The following is a 20,303-nucleotide window of genomic DNA, read 5'->3' as shown; positions in this document are numbered from 1 at the left end:
CCGATGGCGATAGAGCTGGCGCTGATCGGCATCGGCACCGGCAATCCCGACCACCTGACCCGCGCCGCAGAGACCGCGATGCGCGCCGCCAACCTGATCCTGCTGCCCCGCAAAGGCGCCGCCAAGTCCGACCTGATCGACCTGCGCCGCGCGATCTGCGCCGATGTGCTGACCGACACCACGCGTGTCGTGGAGTTCGACCTGCCGTCGCGGGAAGCGCAGCCCGACTATCTGGACGCAGTCGATCGCTGGCACGACGCGATCGCCGCGATCTGGGCGCGCGAGATCGCCACCCATCTGCCCGACGGCGGCCGCCTCGCCCTGCTCGTCTGGGGCGACCCTTCGCTTTATGACAGCACGATCCGTATCGCACGGCGGCTGGACGCCCGTATCCGCCTGTCCTTCATTCCCGGCATCACCAGCCTGCAGGCACTGACGGCCGCACATGGCGTGCCGCTGAACGCGCTGGCCGCGCCCGTGCTGGTCACCACCGGTCGCCGCCTGCGCGATGGTGGCTGGCCTTCGGGTGTCGATACGCTGGCGGTCATGCTGGACGGCCACTGCGCCTTTGCCGACCTGCCGCCGCTGGGCGTGCATATCTGGTGGGGCGCCTATCTCGGCATGCCGCATCAGGCGATCGATGCCGGGCCGCTGGCGGATGTCGCGGCGCGCATCGTCGCCACCCGCGCCGCGCTGCGGGCCGAACACGGCTGGATCATGGACACCTATCTGCTGCGCCGGGGAGAGGATGCCCGGTGACGCCGCCGCAGTTCGATGCCGCCTTTTGCGCCCAGTTCGAGCAACTGCTCGCCTGGCGCCGCGATGTCCGCCATTTCCGCACCGACCCGATACCGGCGCCGCTGTGGCGGGCGCTGCTCGCCACCGTCACGCTTGCCCCCTCGGTCGGCAACGCACAGCCCTGGCGCCTCGTCCGCATCCGCAGCCCCGCCTTGCGTGCCCGGCTGGCGGCCCATGCCGACACGTGCAATGCCGACGCTGCGCGCCAACAGGCCGACCCGGCGCATTACCGCGCGTTGAAGCTCCACGGTTTGCGGGAAGCGCCTGAGATCCTGGCCGTGTTCAACGACGAGAGTCCCGCCGCCGGCCACGGCCTTGGCATCGCGACCATGCCCGAAATGCTGCGCTATTCGAGCGTGATGGCGATCCACACGCTATGGCTTGCCGCGCGGGCCCGCGGACTGGGGCTCGGCTGGGTATCGATCCTCGATCCGCTGCCCGTTGCCGCGATGCTGGACGTGCCGGCCGGCTGGACGCTGATCGGCGTGCTGTGCCTGGGCTATCCGCAGGACCCGTCCGACATCCCCGAACTGGAACGCCGCGGCTGGCAGGCGCGCGAACCGCTTGCCGACCGCCTGTTCGAACGCTGATCTTCTAAAGGACCCTCCATGCAGTTGAAGCCCGCCGCTCCCGGTCCCTCGCTCGTCGTCTGCGATACCTGCCGCTTTTCCGCCGACGCGCGCGAGGACGAACATGGCCAGCGCGGCGGCGCGCGCCTGGCCGAGGCGCTGCGCGTGGTGCAGGCGCTCGACCCGCGTTATGCCGCGGTGACGGTGGAGACGATGCCCTGCCTGTTCGCCTGCACCGAACATTGCACCGTGCATCTGCGCGCGGCGGCCAAGGTCGGCTATGTCCTTGGCCGCTTCGCGCCCGACGCGGATGCGGCACGCGCGCTGCTCGATTACGCGACCGCCTATGCCGATAGCGAGCATGGCCGCGTCCCCTTCAAGCAGTGGCCGGAAGGGGTGAAGGGACATTTCATCGTCCGCACCCCGCCGGAGGGGATGCTGGTCGAATAGCTATCGCCCCTCGACCTCGCGCCCGACCGGATACAGCAGGTAGCGATCATCGGCATAGGGCGAGCGCGCCACGAACCAGGCCAGCCGCGCCGCGCCATCGGCGGCAAAGGCCGGGTCATGGCGCAGCCGATCCTCGAACGCCGCCTTCAACGCCGGATCGCGTGCCAGCATCGCTTCCGCCATCGGTACGCTGGCATAGCGCTCCATCGCGCCATTCGCCTGCAGCATTTCCGGGAAGAAGCCCCAGGCGAGCAGCGAGTCGACCGCCTCCGGCTCCAGCAACGCGGCCGCGAGCAGCCCGCGCGGCTGATCATAGGGCACACGTACCGATCCGACGCGCCACAGCGCGGTCTCCGGCGCATGATGAAAGCCGCCGGCGAACAGCATCACCCGGCCATCGGCGACCGGCCCCAGCCTGGGTTCGCTCAGGCGCACGCGGTCCAGCGTCATCTCGCGCGGCGCGGCGATCCGTTCGTACCGGATGCCGTGCAGGTCCAGCCGGGCGATCACTGCGGTGGCGCTCGCCGGCACCCACCATGCGCGCGGCGGCATTACCTGTGCCACTGCATCCTGTCCGATCACCGGCACGCGGGTTTCCTCCGTGCGCGCGAGGTAGCGGAGTTCCTCTTCCCCCGAGGCGGGCGAGCGATAGCGTTGCGCCGCCATGGCGGTGAAGGGCACCTGCGCGATCGGGGTCGTGCGCCGTTCCCATTTCACGGTCAGCGTATCGGGTCGTGCAGCACGGTCCGCGGCGATCGCGGCCCGTAGCGCAGGCAGGTCGCGGGCGGTCTGGCGGATCGCCCCTTCCATCATCGCATAGGCGCCCCGCACGCGTTGCCGATAGGGTTTCAGGCAGTGCATTTCGACCAGCACCGTGGGGATGCGGGCATAGTCGCCATAGCCGGTCGAATAGCGTGGCCCCTCCGAGGCGAAGCGCAATCCCTTGGACAGATCGCGCTCGTCGATCGCGCTGGGATAGAAATGCGGGTGGTGCCCCATCCGGCGCACAAAGGGATCGACGCCGGCCTGGAACGACCCGTTCAGCCACGCCGTGATCGCGGGCGACTGGGTATAGGTGCCCCAGGCGGCAAAGGTATAGGTCACGTCGTACCCGTGATCGAACCCGTCCGACACGTGCATGTCGAGATACAGTACCGGGTCCAGCCGCCGCAGCAGCGCCAGCATCCCTTGCGTCTCGGGTGCGTCGGCCTTGGCGTAATCGCGGTTCAGGTTGATCCCCTGCGGCGTCGATCGTTCGCCCGGATTGTTCGGCCCGCGCTGGTTGGGCCGGTTATACGGGCTCGCCCGTTCATGCCCGTCGGCGTTGTAGATCGGCACGAACACGATATCGACCTGCGCCAGCAGGTCCGCCTTGTCGCGCAGGGCAATGTCGCGCAACAGCATCAATCCGGCATCCTTGCCGTCGATCTCGCCGGAATGGATGCCCGCCTGGATCAGCACGACGGGCTTGCCCGCGGCACCACGATGCGCCCGCACCGCATAGAGCGCGCGCCCCTCCGATGTCCGGCCGAACACCTCGCGCGACAGCAGCGGCGATGCAGCGACCAGCCGGTCGATCCATGCATGCGTTTCGTCATAGGAAGGCGTGGCGGTGAAGCCGTTCGCCTCGGCCGGGGTGATCCAGGGATCGCCCGGTTTGGCGATCAGGGCCTCGCTCCGCCCCGACCAGGGCATGGCCGGCGGCAGGGTGACGCGGGGCCGCGCCGGATCCTGCGCGGGCGGATTCACATTCGGTGTCGGGTCGGGGGTCGGCTGGATCACGGCCAACGACAGCAGCAGCGGGTATAATGGCGACACGTACACTCCATAAGAGGTCAAAGCCCGAGCGGAACCGGTCGATCCCGGCATGCCCGCCGTTTTCACCTTGCACCGCAACACAGTCCCACTATGAGACGGTGTATCATAACGCAAGCTGCAATGACGGCGTACGGGGACAAGCATGACGATGACGACGACGACGCGGGTGCCGGTGGGCGGGCGCGCGCGCTGGCTGGCGATGGCCGCGATCCTGTTTGCCGCACCTGCGCTGCCGGCAGCGGCGCAACAGGCGGAGGCCGCCGACGACGACCATGCGCATGCGCACGATCATAACAATGTCGACGATATCGTCGTGCTCGGCCGCCGCCGGGTCGACCGGGTCAATGGCTCCGACATCGTCACCGAGCGTATGTCGCAGGCGAGCATCGCGCTCGATCGCAGCATTCTGGACGATTACGGCGTGCGCCGCCTGGCCGACGCGCTGGAACTGGTCAGCGGTATTTCGCAGCAGAACAATCTGGGTGGCCTGCGCGATAATTATGCGATCCGCGGCTTTCTAGGCACGCCGGATACCGGCGCGGAATATTTCGTCGACGGCTTTCTGGCCAATCGCGGCTTCGGCCCGCCGCGCGATCCCGCCAATGTCGAGCGTATCGAGGTGCTGAAAGGTCCGGTCGGCGCGGTGTTCGGCGCGGTCGATCCTGCCGGCATCGTCAATGTCGTGACCAAGAAGCCGCAGTTCCGCACCGGTGCCGGGGCCACGGTCAGCGGCGGTTCCTTCGGCACGTGGCGGGTGGAGGCCGATGTCGAATCGCTTCTCGACCCCCGCTTCTCGATCCGGCTGGTCGGCGCGATCGAGAACAGCGACGGCTTTCGCGATTATGTCGACCTGCGCCGCCGCCTGTTCGCGCCCTCGGCAAGCTGGCGCCCCCTCGACGGCACGACCCTCACCTATCAGGGCGAATATATCGAGTTCCGCTCGCCCTTCGACCGCGGCATCCCGGCGATCGGCAACGATGCGGAGGCCGTGTCGCGCCGCCGCTTCCTGGGCGAGCCGGCGGACGGCCGCGTATCCTCCACCAACTGGCGGCATGAGGTGACGCTGGAACAGGATCTGGGCGGAAGCTGGACGATGGTGGGCGGTGCGGCTTACCGCGACGCCACGATCCGCGGCTTCTCCACCGAGACATCGTCGCTACCAGTGAACGGCGTCGTGCGGCGCCAGCGTCGCTATCGCGACTGGAACCTGACCGACTGGTCGGGGCGGGCGGAGGTGCGCGGCACCGTCGATCTGCTCGGCCTGCATCGGCCAAGCTTCGGCGTGACGCTCTACGACCTGGATTTCGACACCTATCAGGAACGCTTCCGCCCGACCGCTGCCAACCCCTACCCAATCGATGTGTTCAATCCCGTCTATGGCGGCACAGCGGGCCCGCTCGTCCCCTTCACCGTCACGGCGGAGCGCCGCAAATCGGTCGCCGCCTATGCGCAGGACATGTGGGAGGTCACCGACAGCTTCAGCGTCGTGGGCGGCATGCGCTATGAAAATCTGGACCAGACGATCGACAACAAGATCGCCGGCCGCGTCAGCCGGCTGACGCGCAACCCGATCGAATTTCGCGGCGGCGTGCGCTTCCGCCCCGATCCCCGCTTCGCCTTCCACGCCAATTGGGGCGAGGGGTTCCGCGCCAATTCCAGTGTCGACCGCAACGGCCTGCCCTTCGCCCCCGAAACCGGTCGTGGGTGGGAGGTCGGCGCCAAGGTCGTGCTGCCGTCCTTCCGTGCCGCGGCAAGCTGGTTCCACGTTTCCAAGCAGAACGTGCTGGTCACCGATCTGGCGGAACCGAACTTCCTCACCACCGGGCGCATCCGCTCGCAGGGCGTGGAATTCGACGGCGAGGTCGACCTGGCGCGCGGGGTGCGGCTGATCGGCAACTACGCCTTTACCGACGCAAAGGCGCGCGATCCGAACATCCCCAGCTCCGACGTGCTGAACGTGCCTCGCCATGCCGGTACGCTGCAACTGTTCGCAACGGTGCCCGTGGGGGCGCAGCATGTCGATCTCGCGGCCGGCGCCAGCTATGTCGGCCCCCGCGCCGCCGCGCTGGACGGCAGCGACCTGCGCCTGGACGGCTATGTAAAGGCAAAGGCAAGCATCGGATACGCGCTGACCGACCGGATCACCGCGCGTATCGAGGTCGATAACATCCTGAACCAGACCTATGCGCAAAGCAGCTACAGCGCACAATGGATCTATCCCGGCGCCCCGCGCTCGGTCTTGGCATCGCTATCGGTACGCTATTGAGGGGCGAGGCCGCTGGCGGAGACGGAGGGATTCGAACCCTCGGTACGGTTTCCCGTACGACGCTTTAGCAAAGCGTTGGTTTCAGCCACTCACCCACGTCTCCGGATGCGGCGAGCCGCGGCTATAGCGGGGCCGGGGGAGGCGATCAACCAGGACTTGCACCCATTGCGACGAGAAATTGCGGTATCAGCGCAAACGTCGTTCATTGCGTCGCAAGGCCCGGGCTGGTTAAGCTTGTGCCCATGCCGTCTAGCGGGGGAAGTGTGAAGTGAAGCGGAGCATCTGGATCGCAGCGGCCACCGCGCTGATGGCCGCCGGCGGGCCCGGCACGGCGCAGGTGCGCACCATCGATCCCAATCAGGCGATCGACAGCGACCTGCAGACGCAGCCGTCGCCGCCGCCGCGCGCCACCACGCCCTCGCGCCCTGCTCAGCCCGCCCCGGTGCCGCCGCAGGATACGCCATCAACGCCGCCGCCCGCCACCACCGGCCAGAGCGGATCGGAGGCCCGCGCCACCGCCACCACCCAAGCCTCCGAAACCTTCGAGCGGGACGACCTGCTGGCAGCGGGCGAGGGCGTGTTCGGCAAGGGCGCGGAAGGCTTGGGCGGGATGCTGGAGCGCATCCTGAAGGAACAGGGCCGCCCCAACGCCTATATCGCCGGCCGCGAAGCCTCCGGCGCGTTCGTCGTCGGCGTCCGCTACGGATCGGGCATCATGACGCACAAGGTGGAGGGGCAGATGCCGGTCTACTGGACCGGTCCGTCGCTCGGCTTCGATATCGGTGGCGATGCCAACAAGGTCTTCGTCCTCGTCTACAACCTCTACGATACCGAGGAGCTGTTCCACCGCTTCCCGGCCGCGGAGGGCCGGCTGTATTTCGTCGGCGGGTTCGCCGCCACCTATTTGCGCCGCGGCAACGTCGTGCTGATCCCGGTGCGCTTGGGCGTCGGCTGGCGCGCGGGTGTGAATGTCGGCTATATGAACTTCACCCACAATTCGCGCTGGCTGCCCTTCTGATCCGGCCGGGGGAGCCGTCCGCTCCCCCGCCCCGCACGATCAGCCGAACGCCACCGATTCGAAGTTGATCGGCGCGCCGGTCGGTGCGTCGGCCAGCGTATCTTCCCACATCGCCACCTGACCGCGGACGATCGTGCCGACCGGCTTGCCGGTCAGCTCCACGCCGGTGAAGGGCGACCAGCCGCAGCGCGATTGCAGCCACGGCTCCTCGACGGTCCACCGCTTCTTCAGGTCGACGATCGTGAAGTCGGCGTCATAGCCCGCCGCGATCCGCCCCTTGCCGACGATGCCGAACACGCGCTGCGCACCCGCGCTGGTCAGCTCGATCACGCGTTGCAGCGTCAGCCGGCCGTGGGCGGCATGGTCGAGCAACAGCGGCAGCAGCGTCTGCACTCCCGGCATGCCGCTGGGCGACTGCGGATAGGGCTTGGCCTTTTCCTCCACCGTGTGCGGCGCATGGTCGGAACCGATGACGTCGGGCACGCCCTGGTTCAGCCAGTGCCACAGGCCGTCGCGGTGCGCGCCCGAGCGGATCGGCGGGTTCATCTGCGCCCAGGTGCCAAGGCGCGGATACGCCTCTTCACCCGCCAGCGTCAGGTGTTGCGGCGTCACCTCGCAGGTCGCGATGTCCTTGTGCCCGGCGATATATTCCAGTTCGGCGGGCGTGGTGACGTGCAGGATATGGATGCGCCGCCCCGCCTCGCGCGCCAGCCGCAGGATGCGACGCGTGGCCAGCAAGGCGCTCTCGTCGTCGCGCCATACGGGGTGCGAGGCGGGATCGCCATCGATCCGTTCGGACAGGCGCGCGTTCATCCGGTCCTCGTCCTCGGCATGGATCGCGACGCGGCGCGCCCCGTGACGCAGCACCTCGCTGAGCGTTTCATCGTCGCTGACCAGCAGGTCGCCGGTGGAGGCGCCCATGAAGATCTTCACCCCCGCAGTGCCCGGCATCCGTTCCAGCTCGGCCAGCGCCTGCGGATTGTGGTGCGTCGCGCCGACATAAAAGGCGTGGTCGCAATACATGCCTTTGGCGCGGGACAGCTTGTCGGCGATCGCTTCGGCCGAATCGGTGTTCGGCTTGGTGTTGGGCATTTCGAACACCGCGGTTACGCCGCCCATCACTGCTGCGCGGCTGCCGCTCGCCAGATCCTCCTTGTGGACCAGGCCGGGCTCGCGGAAATGCACTTGCGTGTCGATCACGCCGGGCAGGATGTCGAGCCCGGTGCAATCGACGCGGCGCCCCGCATCGCCCACCGGCCCGATATGAACGATCCGCCCGTCCCGCACCCCGACATCGGCGCGGATGGGGCCACCGGGGGTGTGCACGGTGCCGCCGGTGAGGGTGAGGTCGAACGTCGTCATGGCCGGGCCTTTCACGGTTGCGTGCGCCCTCCTACCTTGAGGGCATGAACGAGACCACCCCGGGAACGACCCTTGAAACCCGCGCCGTGCTGCGCCTGTCCGGCGACGATGTTCGCGGCTTCCTGCAGGCGCTGGTGACGCAGGACGTCGCGCTGCTCACCCCGCAGACGCCGCAATGGACCGCACTGCTCAGCCCCCAGGGCAAGGTCCTGTTCGATTTCCTGCTCTGGGCGGACGAGGACGCGGTGCTGATCGATGCGGAGGCGGATCAGGCGGAGGCGCTGTTGCGCCGGCTCGCACTGTATCGCCTGCGCCGCGCGATCGCCATCGAGCGCACCGATCTGGCGGTGCACTGGAACATGCAGGGCGACCGCGGTGTGCCCGATCCACGCCTCGCCGCGCTCGGCCATCGCTGGCTCGCCCCCGCGGGCGTGGCGGCGCAAGGCTGGGACGCGCATCGCCTTCGCCTCGGCGTCACCGAAGGGGTGGGCGAACTCGGTGCGGGCGAAACCCTGTGGCTGGAATGCAATGCCCGCGAGTTGAACGGCGTCAGCTTCACCAAGGGCTGCTACGTCGGGCAGGAGAATACCGCGCGGATGCATCACCGGTCCAAGGTCAACCGCCGCCTGATCGTCGCGCCGCTCGGCGAGGCGGGCGACCGCACACGCGCCACCTATCCCGAACTCGGCCTGATGGTGGAACATCGCCGGGTGGAGGCATTGGGTGACGCGCTGATACCGGCCTGGCTGGCTCCCGCGCTGGCATAGGGCATCAGCGCCGCGCGGCGACGTGGTGCGCGATGGTGGCGAACACCGCATCGCGCGCCGTGGCACTTGCCTGCGTATCCGTCAGAAAGATGGCAAGTATCGCTGGGTCGCGGCCGGGCGGGTGGAACCAGGCGACGTCGTTGGCCGTGCCGTTGGCGCCGCTGCCCGTCTTGTCGCCGACGCTCCAGCTGTGGGGAAGGCCCGCGCGGATGCGGGTCAGGCCGGTACGCGTCTGCGTCATCCATCGCCGCAGCAACGCACAGGATGGGGGACGCAGACTGTCGCCCTCCAGGATCCGACCCGCCAGCCGTGCCATCGCTGCGGGGGTGGTCGTATCGCGCGGATCGCCGGGCAGCGCACTGTTCAGATCGGGTTCCCACCGGTCGAGCCGTGTCGCCCGGTCGCCCAGGCTCTGCGCATAGGCGGTGATCCCCGCGGGCCCGCCCAGTCGCCGCAGCAACAGGTTCGCAGCGACATTGTCGCTCTCCTGCATTGCCGCCGCACAAAGATCGGCCAGGGTCATCGTGCCCCCGATATGCGGCCCGGTCACTGGCGCATGTGCCACCCGGTCCGCCTCGCGCACCGCCACGGGCGCATCCAGATGATCGCGGCGTCCGTCGACCCGTGCCAGGATCGCCGCGACGGCAAGCAGCTTGAACGTGCTGCACATGGGGAAGCGCTGCTCTAGCCGATGGCCGCGCAACATTTCCGTCCGTGGCACGAAATGGGCCACGCCCAGACGGCCGCCGATCCGCCGCTCCAGATCAGCGGCAAGGTCCGCAAGATTGTGCGGCGCTGCCATGGCCTGGCGCGCGCCAACCACCGGTGCCGCGATCATGCCCGCCAGCAGCGCGCGTCGGCAAAGGTGAGGGGATGGATCGAACATGAAAGGCTCCATCCGCTATGGCCGAAGTCCGGTGACATAGGGTCGATCCAAACCCCGTCCGCCGCGGTTCAACGTCGGGAAGCGGCAACGCCGCGCAGCGAGACGGTGTATCGGAGGTGTCGCGGCATGCAGCAATATCGACACGCGCTGCGGATACGCGCGAACCCCATCTCGCTTCGACAGGAAGGGACCGAGGTGGGATGTCATCCTGTTCCAAGCCGACCGGGCATCCGAAGCGCTCTCACAACGCCCTTTCCGGGCCATCGACATGCCGCTCCCTGAGGCCCGCAAAACAAAAGGGAGGCCGACTTGCGTCGACCTCCCTCTCGCGTGTCAGCCAAAGGCTGGCTGGGCTTACTGGCCCGAGCCGGGCCCGTAGGTGACTTCCACGCGACGGTTCTGCACTTCGCGCACGCCGTCGGCGGTCTGGACGCGCAGGCGGGTTTCGCCGAACGCTTCCGTCGAGATCACGCCGTCCGGGATCGAACGCGAGGTCATGTACGCCTTCACCGCGTCTGCACGACGCTGCGAGAGGCCCACATTGTACTGCGCGGCGCCCGAGGTGTCGGTGTAACCGGCCAGCATGACCTGTGCGTTGCCGCACGACTGGTACTGCGTGACGGCGTTGTCGAGGATCGACGCGGCCTCCGGGGTGATGTCCGACTTGTCCCACTCGAAGAACACGATGAACGGACCCGGCGAGCACACCACTTCCGGAGCCGGCGGCGGCGGCGGAGGCGGAGGAGGCGGCGGGGGCGGCGGCGGCGGCGGCGGCGGCGGCGGAGGCGTCGGCTCACCGAAGTTGTAGGTCAGGCCACCCAGGATCGAGTGCGACCGGAAACGACCGTCATGCGTGTTGTTCGCGATGTCGACCAGACGGACGTTCTCGGCGTTGAAGAAGCGATACTTCAGCGTCGCGTCCAGGTTCTCGCTCAGCGGCGCGCGGATACCCGCGAGAGCCTGCCATGCGAAGACCGTGTCGGAGTCGTCCAGGAAGTCTGCACGCTGGTTGAGCGCATAGTTCGCCTTGACGCGTGCAACGCCGACGCCGCCGCCGACAAAGCCCTGGATCGAATCGTCTTCACCGAAGTCGAGCAGGCCGTTCAGCATGAAGCTGAGCGCCGAGCTGGAGCCGCCGGCATAATCATAGTTGCCCGCTGCAACGGTGCCCGCACCGATGCCGGTGTTGGTCAGCGTGGTCGACGAGAAGCCGTCCACGGTTGCCTTGCGATAGCCGACCTCGGTTTCGAGGCGGAAACCGCCGAAATCATAACCCATCACGGCGTCGACGTCGTAGCCGTAATCATGGTCGACGCTAGCCACGCCGGTGCGCGAGCCGGTGATATCATAATCGATATCTTCGACGATCATCGCACCGCCTTCGACGCCTACGTACCACGACTTGTCGCGGGCGAGGGCGGGCGAAGCCAGAGCGGTGGAGGCGAGTGCCAGAACAATGGCAATCTTCCGCATCATAGTCCCCTTTCTTGGTTGTCACTACGGACAGCGCAAACTCACTATCGGAGGGTTGGTTTCCGTGCAAGCCGACAAAAACCGCAAGGTGTTGCTCGAAAGGCACAACTTTCTTCAGCAGTCGGACCGTTCTGGACTGGCGACGAAACGATCCTCCGACCGGATTACCTCTACGTAAGATGCTATAAATCAGCCGGTGATCCAGCCCTGCGCGCGCATCAGGGCCAGCATGGAACCGATCGCCACGCGCGCCTCGGCATCGATCGCATCGCCACCCGCCGGGGCACCGATCACCGGCACCGGCCCCGCTCGCCGCCAGGCCTCGCCATCGAACCGTGCCGGGCTGCGATCCGCCCGGTTCCATACCGCGAACCCGGCCCAGGGAACCACGAAGCGCCACCCGCCCCCGGTCCACCCCGCCAGCGCATCGGCATGCCCGGCCCAGGCACCTTCCGGCGTCCGCCCGACCACCCATGCCTCCCCCGGCACGGGTGCGGCCGGCGGCGCATCGCGCCCCACCTCCACCACCGCCGGCTGTACCATCAGGTCGATCAGCGCCAGCGCCTCGTTGTGCGTGACCTCCTTTTGCGCCTGCCCCGCCGCCAGCAACGGCAACCGCATCCGCGCACTCACCTCCGTCATGCCCCGTTCCTCCACTTTTCCCCGTTCCCATCACGTGATCGTCAGCATCAGCGGCGGCGATTCCGCCAGCGTGCCGCGCTGGCGTATCGTCACCACCGTGCCTGGCGATGCGTCGACGTCCAGCCGCGGTTCCGCCGTGTCCACCTCCGTTCCGTTCACGCTCACCCGATAGGCTTCGCGCTCTTCGCCCAGCGGCACGTCGACACCGTCCAGCCAGCGCCACCCCGCCCGGCTGCGGCGTGTCCAGGCGATCGCCACCCGCCCATCCGCCAGCCTGTGCTGACGCGCACCGACCGGCATTGGCGGCCGGACGGAGGCGCCCGTGATCAGCACGCTGGCGGTCACCCCTTCGATGCCGTCGCCCACCCCGTGCGCCATCACGTCCACCCGGCGACCGAGCGCCGCGACCGGCAGGTCGATCGTCCGCGCCGCGCCCGCCTCCAGCAGGATGAAGCGGTCGCCGGGCCGCTGCAGGCCGATCGCCGCCTCCGTACCCCGCAGGCCACGGCGCAGCCCCTCCAGCCGCCAGCGCCCGCCACCGGCGGCGGTGCCCCGCGCGAACTGGATCAGTTCGTCCCCCAGCAGCGCCAGGTTCGCGCCCCCGTCCAGCGCCGCATCATCGGCATCGTGCAACCGCCCCTCGACATGGACGACAAGGGCCGCCCGGTCGTCGACCAGCGCCGCCGATCCCCCCGGCGCAAGCGCCACGATCGTCCCCATCACCGCGGGCGCTGCGGTCACCCCCGCCGCCACCCAGCTTGCCCCTTCGTCCAGGCTGTAGTGCAGGCTGGCGGACCGCCATCCCGCGCCCCCCGCCGCCGCCACCGTCAGCCGCGGCGCGGCCAACACCGCATCGTCCAGCGCCGGCGTCTCGAACACCGCCAGCCGCGTCGCCCCCGCGACCCGGTCCGCGGCGCCGACATGCCGGCCGGATGCGGCGGACAACGCCACGCCGGCCGGGACCAGCGGCACCAGTTCCAGCCGCACCACCATCGCCTCCACCGCCGCCTCGGTGACGCGCCACACGCCGTCCTCGCCCGCGATCCGCACCGTGTCGCCCGGCCCGATGCCCATATGGTCCGCGTCCAGCGTCACCGTGCGCCGCATCCGCGCGCCCTCCGCCCGCGCCAGCAGTGCGTTTGCCAGCGTCTTGGCCTCCCCCGCCGGGATTGCCGCGGGCAGGTCCAGCCGCACCTCGCGCACGCCGCTGCCCGGCCGGCGCGCATGCTGCACGCCCAGTTGATAGTCGCGCGCCGGATCGTGATGCGCCACCACCGCGCGCACCGGCACGCTGTCGTCCGCCGCCAGCCGCCGCCCGCCCGCCGCCCGGTTCCCGGCGCGCACACTTGCGTCCGTCACCGTAACCGGCGCCCCCGCACCGTCGCGCAGGTCGAGCCCCGCCCACCAGCCGCCACCCGCCTGCGTCAGCACCTCCAGCACCGCGCGCACGCTGCCCCCGCTGCCCGCAAACCCGCCCAGCGGCAGCGCGGCGGCCCCCGTCACCTCGGGCGCCAGCGCGCGGGCGATGGCACCGACCGAAACCGGCCCGTCATCCGCCTCCACCTCGAAGGTCAGTTGCGGGATGCGGTTGCCATAGTCGCCCAGCGCCATGTCCTCGAACACCGCATAGGCAATCCCGCGATGCGCCGGCGCGGCGGCCCCTTCGGCCGCGGCGATCGCCGGATCGACCGGTTGATCCTCGCCCCCCAGGTACAGCCGGAACCCCGTCGCCGTCTTGAAGTCACCCCCCGCGCCCCTCAGCAGCCGTCCATCCGCCCAGATCCGCCGCACACCGCGGATCGGCCGCGCCGACAGCGCCACCGCAAAGCTCGCGGCATAGCTGTACGTCTCGGTCGCCGGCCGCCCCTTGCCGCCCCGGCTACCCTCGCGCGTCTCGATCAGGTCGGTCGACCAGATCACCGTGCCGCCGACCCGCATCGTCCCGAACAGCCTGGGCAGTTGCGTGCCATAGGACGATGTCTGCACCTGCAACTCGGTCAGCCGGGGCCCCTGCCGCCGTGCCGGGCCCAGCACCGCGCGGTCCACCGCATTGCCCAGCATCGCCCCCAGCGCGCCGCCGATCGGTCCCCCGATCGCCGATCCCACCGCCCCCAGCACCAACGTCGCCATTCCCGTCCCCCCGAACGCGCCATCCACCCAGTATCGGCCACGGCACCGGCCCCGGCCGCTCCACCACCCGCCGCAGCCCCGCATCGCCGTGGACGATGCCGTCCGGCACCCGCACCGCCAGATGCAACTGCCCGGGCCCGGCGCGCAGCAGCAGCACCTCGCCCGGCCCGTCATCGTCGCTGCGCACCAGATGCGCATCCAGCCAGCGGGTCGCCCGCGCCGCGACGCCGCCGCGCAACGCGTAGCCCGTCGGCACCGCCAGCCCGGTCGCGCACGCCACCACGCCTACACAGTCCAGCCCATCCGCCGGATCGCGCCCGTGCAGCCGGAACCGCACGCCCACCAGCGCCCGCGCCGCCGCCGCCACCCCGCTCATGCGCCGGGATACCGGGTCAGCAGGTCGATCCCCGGCAGGAACGGCTCACCGCGAAAGTTCACGGCATTGCCGAACCGCCCGGCACAGGTGGCCAGCGACTTGTCACACCCCTCCACCAGTTCCACCAGCGCACCCGGCACCACCGCGAACGCCGGGGCGCCACGCAGCCACAGCGTATCGCCCGCGGACCGCGCCACCGCCGCCTCCAGCCCGGCATTGTCTCCGCCGAACCAGCGCAGCCGCCCGCCGCCCCAGCCGTCCGCCACCGGCTCGACCGCATCCACCGTCACCCGCGCGCCCTCCGCCGCCGTCACCGTTGCGAAGCGCCGCCGCCCCGCCATCGCCACCCGGCACCGCGCATCGCCCAGCTCCGCCCGGCATTCGGGCGAGGTTTCCTCGACCACCGCCCGCTCCAGCACCACGCTCGCCGCGCGCAGTTCCGCACCGAACCCGCCATCCTCCAGCGACACCGCGCCGATCCGCCCCTCGCCCAGCGGCACGGCTGCGCCCTCGCCCGTCCAGTCCGCCGCGAACGCCACCACCCGCGCCCCCTCCCAGCGGCCGGCCAGCAAATCGCGCTCGGTGATCGCATCGCTGGTCAGCGCGCCCCTCGCCTCCATGCTCTCCGGCTCCAGCGTATCGCCGCGTACGATCGCGGAGGGCACCAGTCCCGGCGCGGCGCGATAGATCAGGTCGTCCAGCACCAGGTCGCGGTCATGCGCGGTCAGCCCGATCGTCACCCCGTCGCGTCGCTCCAGCCGCCAGCACAGCACGCGCGTCACCACCCGGTCGCCGCTCATGCCTCGCGCACCTCGACCAGCGGCACCGCCGCCGCCGCCCCCGCCAGAAAGGTCGCCCGCGTCACGCTCAGCCTGTCCTCGGCAAAGCGCACGGGCACGTCGAAGGTGAAGCTGGCGCGCACCCGCACGCCCGCCACCGGCGCGGTGTCCAGCACCACCCAGCCGCCCGGCTCCAGCGCGAACCCCGCCACCGCGCGGCCGTCGACGCTGACCGACACGGTGCCCGCCACCGGCCGGGTGATGCGCCGCTGCTGCCCGCCGTAAGCCTTGACCAGCGCGAAGCGCCGGGTACGCCCGTCGCCGGTGCCGATCGTCACTCCCACCGCGTCATGGTCGAAGGGATCGCGCAAGCGGAACCCGCGCGCCGGGCCCAGCCTTGCGCGAAAGAACGCCAGCAACGCGGCGATGTCCGCTTCCGATCGCACCCCCGGCCCGACATCATACTGCGTCCGCGCCTCCGCCCAGGCGGCATTGCGCGTCTCGTGCCCGCCCGCACTGGTCACGACCGATGTCGAGAAGCCGGGCGACACCTCCGCATCGCGCCCCAGCGCCAGCGGGAACATCACGTCGTCGAACGCCTCCACCCCGTCCTCCCCTTTCCAGTGTACGAAGCCGTCGCGCATCACCTGCGGCAGCGCCCACAGCACCACGTCCGCCACGCCGCGCGCCCGCGCGGCCTGCGCCGCGGCATCGATCAATCCCCATTGCGCGCGCTGGTCCGGCCGCAGCACGAAGCCCGACAGGTAATGCTGCCGCTCTGCCGGATAGCCGAGGCGCGCCTCCGCCAGCGCGATCCCGGCACGGGTGGAGGCGCTGTCCCCCTCCGTCACCCAGTCATAATCCTCCAGTTGCAGCACATCGAATGCCGGGCTCGCCCAGCCCACCGGCATGTTCGCGCGCTTGGCCTCGGGCGCGGCGGCATCCAGCACGGTGGGCAGATAGGTGAGGAGCAGCGTCTCGCACCCCGGCGCCGCGCCCCGGGCCGCCGCGCACAGCGCTGCGGTGGAGGCGGCAAGGCACGCCCCCGCCCGGTCCAGCGTCGCCTTCTGCGCCTCGGTCTTGGCGCCCCGGATGCTGTCCATCGCCACCGGCGCGAACGCCGCCATGGCGGCCGCGTCATACAGGCACGGCCGCGCGCCGTCGGGCTGCACCCACCACCACGGCTCCCCCACCTGGAACCGTGGGGCCAGCCCGGCGGCCGTGCCGATCGCCAGAAACGCCGCCGCCACCGCCCGCAGATACCCCATCGCCCCGTCATGCGCCGGGCTCAGCAGCGTCGATGGCGGCACCCATCCGGTCAGCGCCGGGCTGCCGTCGCTCGCGCGCTGTTTCCAGTCGTTCCAGCAATGCGCATCGAACAGTTCGTAGGACAGCGACCAGATGATGCCGTATCCCAGCGCCCGCGCCTGGGTGGCGAACGCCCGGTGCCATGCAACGCAGGGCGCGTTCAGCACGCCACCCGCCAGACTGGCGTAAAATCCCCCGCCCAGCGCCTCCAGCCGGAAATAATGGCTCATGCCAACATAATGGGTGATCGCCCCGCGATACCCCAGGTGCAGCGCATTGCGCAGCAGCCGTGCCGGCGTCAGATTGTAGCTGTCGTCATAGCCGCTGGCGATGCGGCGATCATGTTCGGGCAGCACCGCATCGCCGATCGCGATCACCGCACCCGGCCCCTCACAGGCGATGCCGGTCAGCTCCACCCATCCCTCGGCCGGCACGGTCAGCGGCGCATCCGCCCCCGTATAGCCCGGCGCGACCAGCGACACGAACATCCGGTCGACATCGCCCGCCCACACCGGGTCCGCCTCGCCCGGCAACAGGAACCCACCATCGACGCGGGCGAAGTCGATCGACACGACCGCGTCCTCGCGCGTCCCCACCGCATAGTTCCACAACCGCACATACCAGGCCCGCGCCCGGCCCGCCGCATCGCGCCCCTCGATGGTCAGTACCGGACCGTTCACCGCATCCAGCGCCCGCACGCCCCCCGACCGCCACCGGAACGACAACCGGCACCCGCGAAAATCCCGCGCCGTCTCATAGGCGAGCAGCGGATGATCGAAGCGGTCCTGCGCTTCCCAGATCAACCCGGCCAGATCGTCCGCCTTGTAGAACACCGCATCCACCCGCAGTGCATCGGGTGCGGTCGTCACCACCGACGCCATCATCGGCCGCGGGAAATTCACCGTCCAGAACCGCGGATCGAACCGCGAGATCACGTCGCTTCGCTGCCCGACACGGGCGCTGCACAGATTCCAGCCCATGATATCCCCCTAACGAAAGCGCAGCTCTGCTTGGCGACCCCTCACCCAACCCTCTCCCCGGAGGGGAGAGGGCACCACCAAACCCCTCTCCCCTCCGGGGAGCATCGGGTCGTCCATGCCCCCGGCATGGACTGAACAGCGCGGGGCGCTGTTCACCCGATGCTGGAGGGGCCCATCGCGCCAGCGATGGGAGGGTGAGGGGCCGCCCCAAACGCAACGCCATTCAATCCTCAGCAAGCGCCGCCCGAACCGCCCGCGCCACCTGCCGCCCGGACCGCGCCAGCGCCGCCGGCGCTTCCCCCGCCGCCGCCTGCACGCTGATCGCCACCCGCACCTCGCGCACCCCGCCCGCGGCCAAAGGCTCCACCCGCCCCTGCCCCGTCGGCACGAACAGTTCCGGCCCGCGCTCGCCCACCAGATAGCCGCGCCCCGCCGTCACCGGCCCACCGGTCGCCCGCCCCGGCAGGCCGCGTACCAGCGCCCCCAACCCGGCCAGCAACCCGCCGCCGCCCGCACCGGCCCCGATCGCATCGACCCCCGCCTTCACCGCCGCCGCCGCGATCGCATCCAGCGCGGACAGCGCGGTCGCCTTCAGCTCCTCGAACCCGAAGCTGCCGGTCCGCACCGCGCGCAGCAGCGCCGCCTCCACCACCCGCGCACCCCGCTCCGCGCCATCACCCAGCCCATCCGCCAGTTCGCGCCGCATCACCGCGACCTCCTCGGCAAAGGCGCGGCGGTCCAGCCGCACCCGCGCCGTCATCTCGTCGAACTCATCCATCCGGACATGCCTCCCGCATCCGTCCCAGCGTCGCGGCATCGACCGGCGCCTCCGCCTCGCCGGTCACCGCGCGCACCACCGCCGCCAGTTCTGCCGGCGTCGCCGCCCAGAAGCGGTCGGGCGGCCAGCCCAGCACCGCCCCCGCCATTCCCGCCAGCCGCCCCGCCCGCTCGGCGAAACTCACCGCCCGCCCAGAATCTGCGTCAGCAGCCGCTTCAGGATCGGCGCCACCGCCGCCAGCCCCAGTTCGACCAGTGCCTCGCCCAGCCGCTCGCGCGTCACGCCCTCGGGCACCTCGCGCAGGCAGTGCCAGAACAGCCCGGCGATCTCGCCCAGCGACAGCCCGCCCTCCGCCGCCTTCTCGACCAGCGCGAACAGCGATCCCAACTCGCCCTCCGCTGCGACCAGCGCCTGGAAGGATGGCCGCAACACCAGCTCGGCCCCGCCGACCCGCAAAGCGGCTTCGCCCCGTATCGGATTTGCCCCGCTCATGCCGACACCACCGTGCCGGAGCTTTCCAGCGCCACCGTGTAGGACCGCTCGCCGTTGAAATCGCCGGCATAGTCCAGCCGCGTCACCAGGAACCGCCCGGTCATCGTCTCGCCCCCCTCGAAACTCAGCCGATAGGTGTCGATCGTGCCGGCCAGCGCATGGCCGCGCAGCCGCGCCTCCGCCGCCGATCCGGTGAACACGCCCGCGCCCGCCACACTGACATGCCGTACGCCCGCGCCCGACAGCAGTTCGCGCCAGCCGCCCGAATCCTTGCTGGTGACCACCACCGCCTCGCCATTGACGCTCAGCTGCGTCGTGCGCAGCCCCGCCACCGTCGCAAAGGCCGGCGGCGTCGCCCCGTCGCCCACCTTCAACAGGAACGCGCTGCCCTTCTCGATTCCCATGCCCCTCTCCTCCTAGCCTTCGGCGCGGAACACCCGCGCCACCCATTCCAGCGTCGCCGTCCAGCGCCCGGCGCTTCCCCGCACCATGCGGCTGCGCACCAGCCGCCATCCCGCGACCCGCCACCCCTCGATCACGCTCGGCAGCGCCACTCCCTCCGCCGCCGCCGCCAGGGTGCGCAGCCGCACCGGCCGCTCGCCCTCGTCGCTCAGCACCAGCGTCACGCGCGCTTCCCACCCCTCCACGCCGCTCGCCGGCCAGGGCAGCAGCACCGGCTCGCTCACCACCCCAAACGGGACGCGCGCGCGTGCCGGTGCCGCATCGAATACGGGGCATCCCGCCATCCCCTGCAACGCCGCCAGCACGCCGCGCCCCACCGCTTCCCGCGCGCTCATGCGCGGTGCGCTCCGATCCGCACCCGCCGCCACGGCCGCCACAGGGCCGTCACGCCGGCGGGCAGCGGCGCATCGGCCCCGTCGGTCGCCAGAACCGCGCCGAACAGCGCGATCCCCTGCACGATGCCGGGCGGCAGCGCGGCCCAGTCCTCCGCCAGCCCCGCCTGGTACCGCACGGTGGTGCGCGCCCCCACACGCACCCAGCCGGTGCCGCCGGCATCGATGTCGACGGGATGCGTGCCCGCGATGCCACGCACCGGTCCGTGGACCAGCGCCTGCCAGCCGCCGCCCGCCTCCACCACCTGCACCGCATCGCGCGCGATCAGCACGCGGCCGCAGAAATCCTCCGCGGCCGTCACCGCCGCCGCCGCGATCGCCGGCTCCACGGCGTCGCGGTGGACGCGCTCCGCCACCGCGCCGGCCGCCGCGGCCACCGCCGCCGCCGGCAACGCCGCCAGTCCCTGGATCATTATTTTTCATCCTTCCGGAAACATGGCGGCAACACAGCGACACATGGGCGTCACAGTTTACCGCCAAAGGGTGAGTCGGCCGCTGCCCGACCCCCTCGGACATCGGCCCAGCCGTTCCACCTCCCCCCTGTGTGGTTCGGCTTC

The 20,303-nt window shown here is 70.4% G+C and carries 20 protein-coding genes, 1 tRNA gene and 1 pseudogene; 6 read left to right on the top strand and 16 right to left on the bottom strand.

The annotated features are described in order from the left end of the window. Positions 1–3: 3 nt before the first annotated feature. Genes cobF through GQR91_RS06370 form a run of 3 tightly spaced genes read left to right on the top strand, consistent with a single transcriptional unit; the run spans position 4 to position 1,817 of the window. A complete protein-coding gene (cobF, locus tag GQR91_RS06380) occupies positions 4–759 on the top strand; it encodes a precorrin-6A synthase (deacetylating) (protein WP_149682804.1) in 756 nt (251 codons plus the stop codon). Continuing rightward, on the top strand, positions 756–1,388 hold the full coding sequence (gene bluB / locus GQR91_RS06375) for a 5,6-dimethylbenzimidazole synthase (protein WP_149682803.1): 633 nt from the start codon (positions 756–758) through the stop codon (positions 1,386–1,388). The genes cobF and bluB overlap by 4 nt, the downstream gene beginning before the upstream one ends. An 18-nt stretch (positions 1,389–1,406) precedes the next feature. Continuing rightward, positions 1,407–1,817, top strand: a complete 411-nt coding sequence (locus tag GQR91_RS06370) for a DUF1636 domain-containing protein (RefSeq protein WP_149682802.1) — start codon at positions 1,407–1,409, stop codon at positions 1,815–1,817. Here GQR91_RS06370 and GQR91_RS06365 read toward each other — a convergent pair whose 3' ends face one another. After that, positions 1,818–3,635, bottom strand: coding sequence for a M14 family metallopeptidase (locus GQR91_RS06365; RefSeq protein WP_235904077.1), 1,818 nt, complete (start codon positions 3,633–3,635; stop codon positions 1,818–1,820). Between the two features lie 142 nt (positions 3,636–3,777). Here GQR91_RS06365 and GQR91_RS06360 point away from each other — a divergent pair, with 142 nt between their 5' ends. Next, a complete protein-coding gene (locus GQR91_RS06360) occupies positions 3,778–5,901 on the top strand; it encodes a TonB-dependent receptor (RefSeq protein ID WP_235904076.1) in 2,124 nt (707 codons plus the stop codon). A 13-nt stretch (positions 5,902–5,914) separates the two neighbouring features. On the opposite strand, the gene GQR91_RS06355 is transcribed toward GQR91_RS06360, so the two are convergent. Further along, a tRNA-Ser gene (locus GQR91_RS06355) sits at positions 5,915–6,004 on the bottom strand. A 204-nt stretch (positions 6,005–6,208) separates the two neighbouring features. Here GQR91_RS06355 and GQR91_RS06350 point away from each other — a divergent pair. After that, entirely contained in the window at positions 6,209–6,919 is a 711-nt protein-coding gene (locus GQR91_RS06350) for a DUF1134 domain-containing protein (protein WP_149682842.1), read from the top strand. A 39-nt stretch (positions 6,920–6,958) separates the two neighbouring features. On the opposite strand, the gene GQR91_RS06345 is transcribed toward GQR91_RS06350, so the two are convergent. Continuing rightward, positions 6,959–8,281, bottom strand: a complete 1,323-nt coding sequence (locus GQR91_RS06345; protein WP_149682800.1) for a dihydroorotase — start codon at positions 8,279–8,281, stop codon at positions 6,959–6,961. Between the two features lie 44 nt (positions 8,282–8,325). Here GQR91_RS06345 and ygfZ point away from each other — a divergent pair, with 44 nt between their 5' ends. Further along, positions 8,326–9,048 carry a CAF17-like 4Fe-4S cluster assembly/insertion protein YgfZ gene (ygfZ, locus tag GQR91_RS06340; RefSeq protein WP_149682799.1) on the top strand — a complete coding sequence of 241 codons (723 nt, stop codon included), beginning with the start codon at positions 8,326–8,328 and terminating at the stop codon, positions 9,046–9,048. A gap of 4 nt (positions 9,049–9,052) precedes the next feature. Here ygfZ and bla read toward each other — a convergent pair whose 3' ends face one another. From bla to GQR91_RS06275, 13 genes and pseudogenes are all read right to left on the bottom strand, one after another. Further along, complete coding sequence (bla, locus tag GQR91_RS06335; RefSeq protein ID WP_149682798.1) at positions 9,053–9,934, bottom strand: class A beta-lactamase; 882 nt, start codon at positions 9,932–9,934, stop codon at positions 9,053–9,055. A 354-nt stretch (positions 9,935–10,288) separates the two neighbouring features. Further along, positions 10,289–11,407 carry an OmpA family protein gene (locus GQR91_RS06330; RefSeq protein WP_149682841.1) on the bottom strand — a complete coding sequence of 373 codons (1,119 nt, stop codon included), beginning with the start codon at positions 11,405–11,407 and terminating at the stop codon, positions 10,289–10,291. A gap of 189 nt (positions 11,408–11,596) precedes the next feature. Then, positions 11,597–12,049, bottom strand: a complete 453-nt coding sequence (locus tag GQR91_RS06325) for a DUF2793 domain-containing protein (protein ID WP_149682797.1) — start codon at positions 12,047–12,049, stop codon at positions 11,597–11,599. A gap of 30 nt (positions 12,050–12,079) precedes the next feature. Continuing rightward, on the bottom strand, positions 12,080–14,179 hold the full coding sequence (locus tag GQR91_RS06320; RefSeq protein ID WP_149682796.1) for a phage tail protein: 2,100 nt from the start codon (positions 14,177–14,179) through the stop codon (positions 12,080–12,082). A 16-nt stretch (positions 14,180–14,195) separates the two neighbouring features. Then, a pseudogene (locus GQR91_RS06315) lies at positions 14,196–14,555 on the bottom strand (peptidoglycan endopeptidase); the annotation flags it as partial. After that, the gene (locus GQR91_RS06310; RefSeq protein WP_149682795.1) at positions 14,552–15,355 is read right to left on the bottom strand and encodes a DUF2163 domain-containing protein; all 804 of its coding nucleotides are present in this window, start codon (positions 15,353–15,355) and stop codon (positions 14,552–14,554) included. The gene GQR91_RS06310 and the pseudogene GQR91_RS06315, both read right to left, overlap by 4 nt. Beyond that, complete coding sequence (locus GQR91_RS06305) at positions 15,352–17,622, bottom strand: DUF2460 domain-containing protein (protein WP_149682794.1); 2,271 nt, start codon at positions 17,620–17,622, stop codon at positions 15,352–15,354. Before GQR91_RS06305 ends, GQR91_RS06310 begins: the two co-directional genes overlap by 4 nt. A gap of 223 nt (positions 17,623–17,845) precedes the next feature. Next, positions 17,846–18,400, bottom strand: a complete 555-nt coding sequence (locus GQR91_RS06300; RefSeq protein ID WP_160146808.1) for a tail tape measure protein — start codon at positions 18,398–18,400, stop codon at positions 17,846–17,848. Then, entirely contained in the window at positions 18,393–18,548 is a 156-nt protein-coding gene (locus GQR91_RS06295; protein ID WP_149682840.1) for a phage tail assembly chaperone, read from the bottom strand. Before GQR91_RS06295 ends, GQR91_RS06300 begins: the two co-directional genes overlap by 8 nt. Positions 18,549–18,580: 32 nt before the next feature. After that, on the bottom strand, positions 18,581–18,892 hold the full coding sequence (locus GQR91_RS06290) for a gene transfer agent family protein (protein ID WP_149682793.1): 312 nt from the start codon (positions 18,890–18,892) through the stop codon (positions 18,581–18,583). Further along, complete coding sequence (locus tag GQR91_RS06285) at positions 18,889–19,296, bottom strand: phage major tail protein, TP901-1 family (protein WP_149682792.1); 408 nt, start codon at positions 19,294–19,296, stop codon at positions 18,889–18,891. The genes GQR91_RS06290 and GQR91_RS06285 overlap by 4 nt, the downstream gene beginning before the upstream one ends. A gap of 12 nt (positions 19,297–19,308) precedes the next feature. Continuing rightward, positions 19,309–19,689, bottom strand: coding sequence for a gp17 family tail completion protein (locus GQR91_RS06280; RefSeq protein ID WP_149682791.1), 381 nt, complete (start codon positions 19,687–19,689; stop codon positions 19,309–19,311). Next, positions 19,686–20,159: a hypothetical protein gene (locus GQR91_RS06275; protein WP_235904075.1), complete on the bottom strand. Its 474-nt coding sequence runs from the start codon at positions 20,157–20,159 to the stop codon at positions 19,686–19,688. Before GQR91_RS06275 ends, GQR91_RS06280 begins: the two co-directional genes overlap by 4 nt. Between the last annotated feature and the right edge of the window lie 144 nt (positions 20,160–20,303).

This window comes from Sphingomonas carotinifaciens (genome assembly GCF_009789535.1).
GTDB classification, from domain to species: Bacteria; Pseudomonadota; Alphaproteobacteria; order Sphingomonadales; family Sphingomonadaceae; genus Sphingomonas; species Sphingomonas carotinifaciens.
Note: the sequence above shows the minus strand (reverse complement) of the source record. Positions and strands in the feature narration are given on the sequence as shown.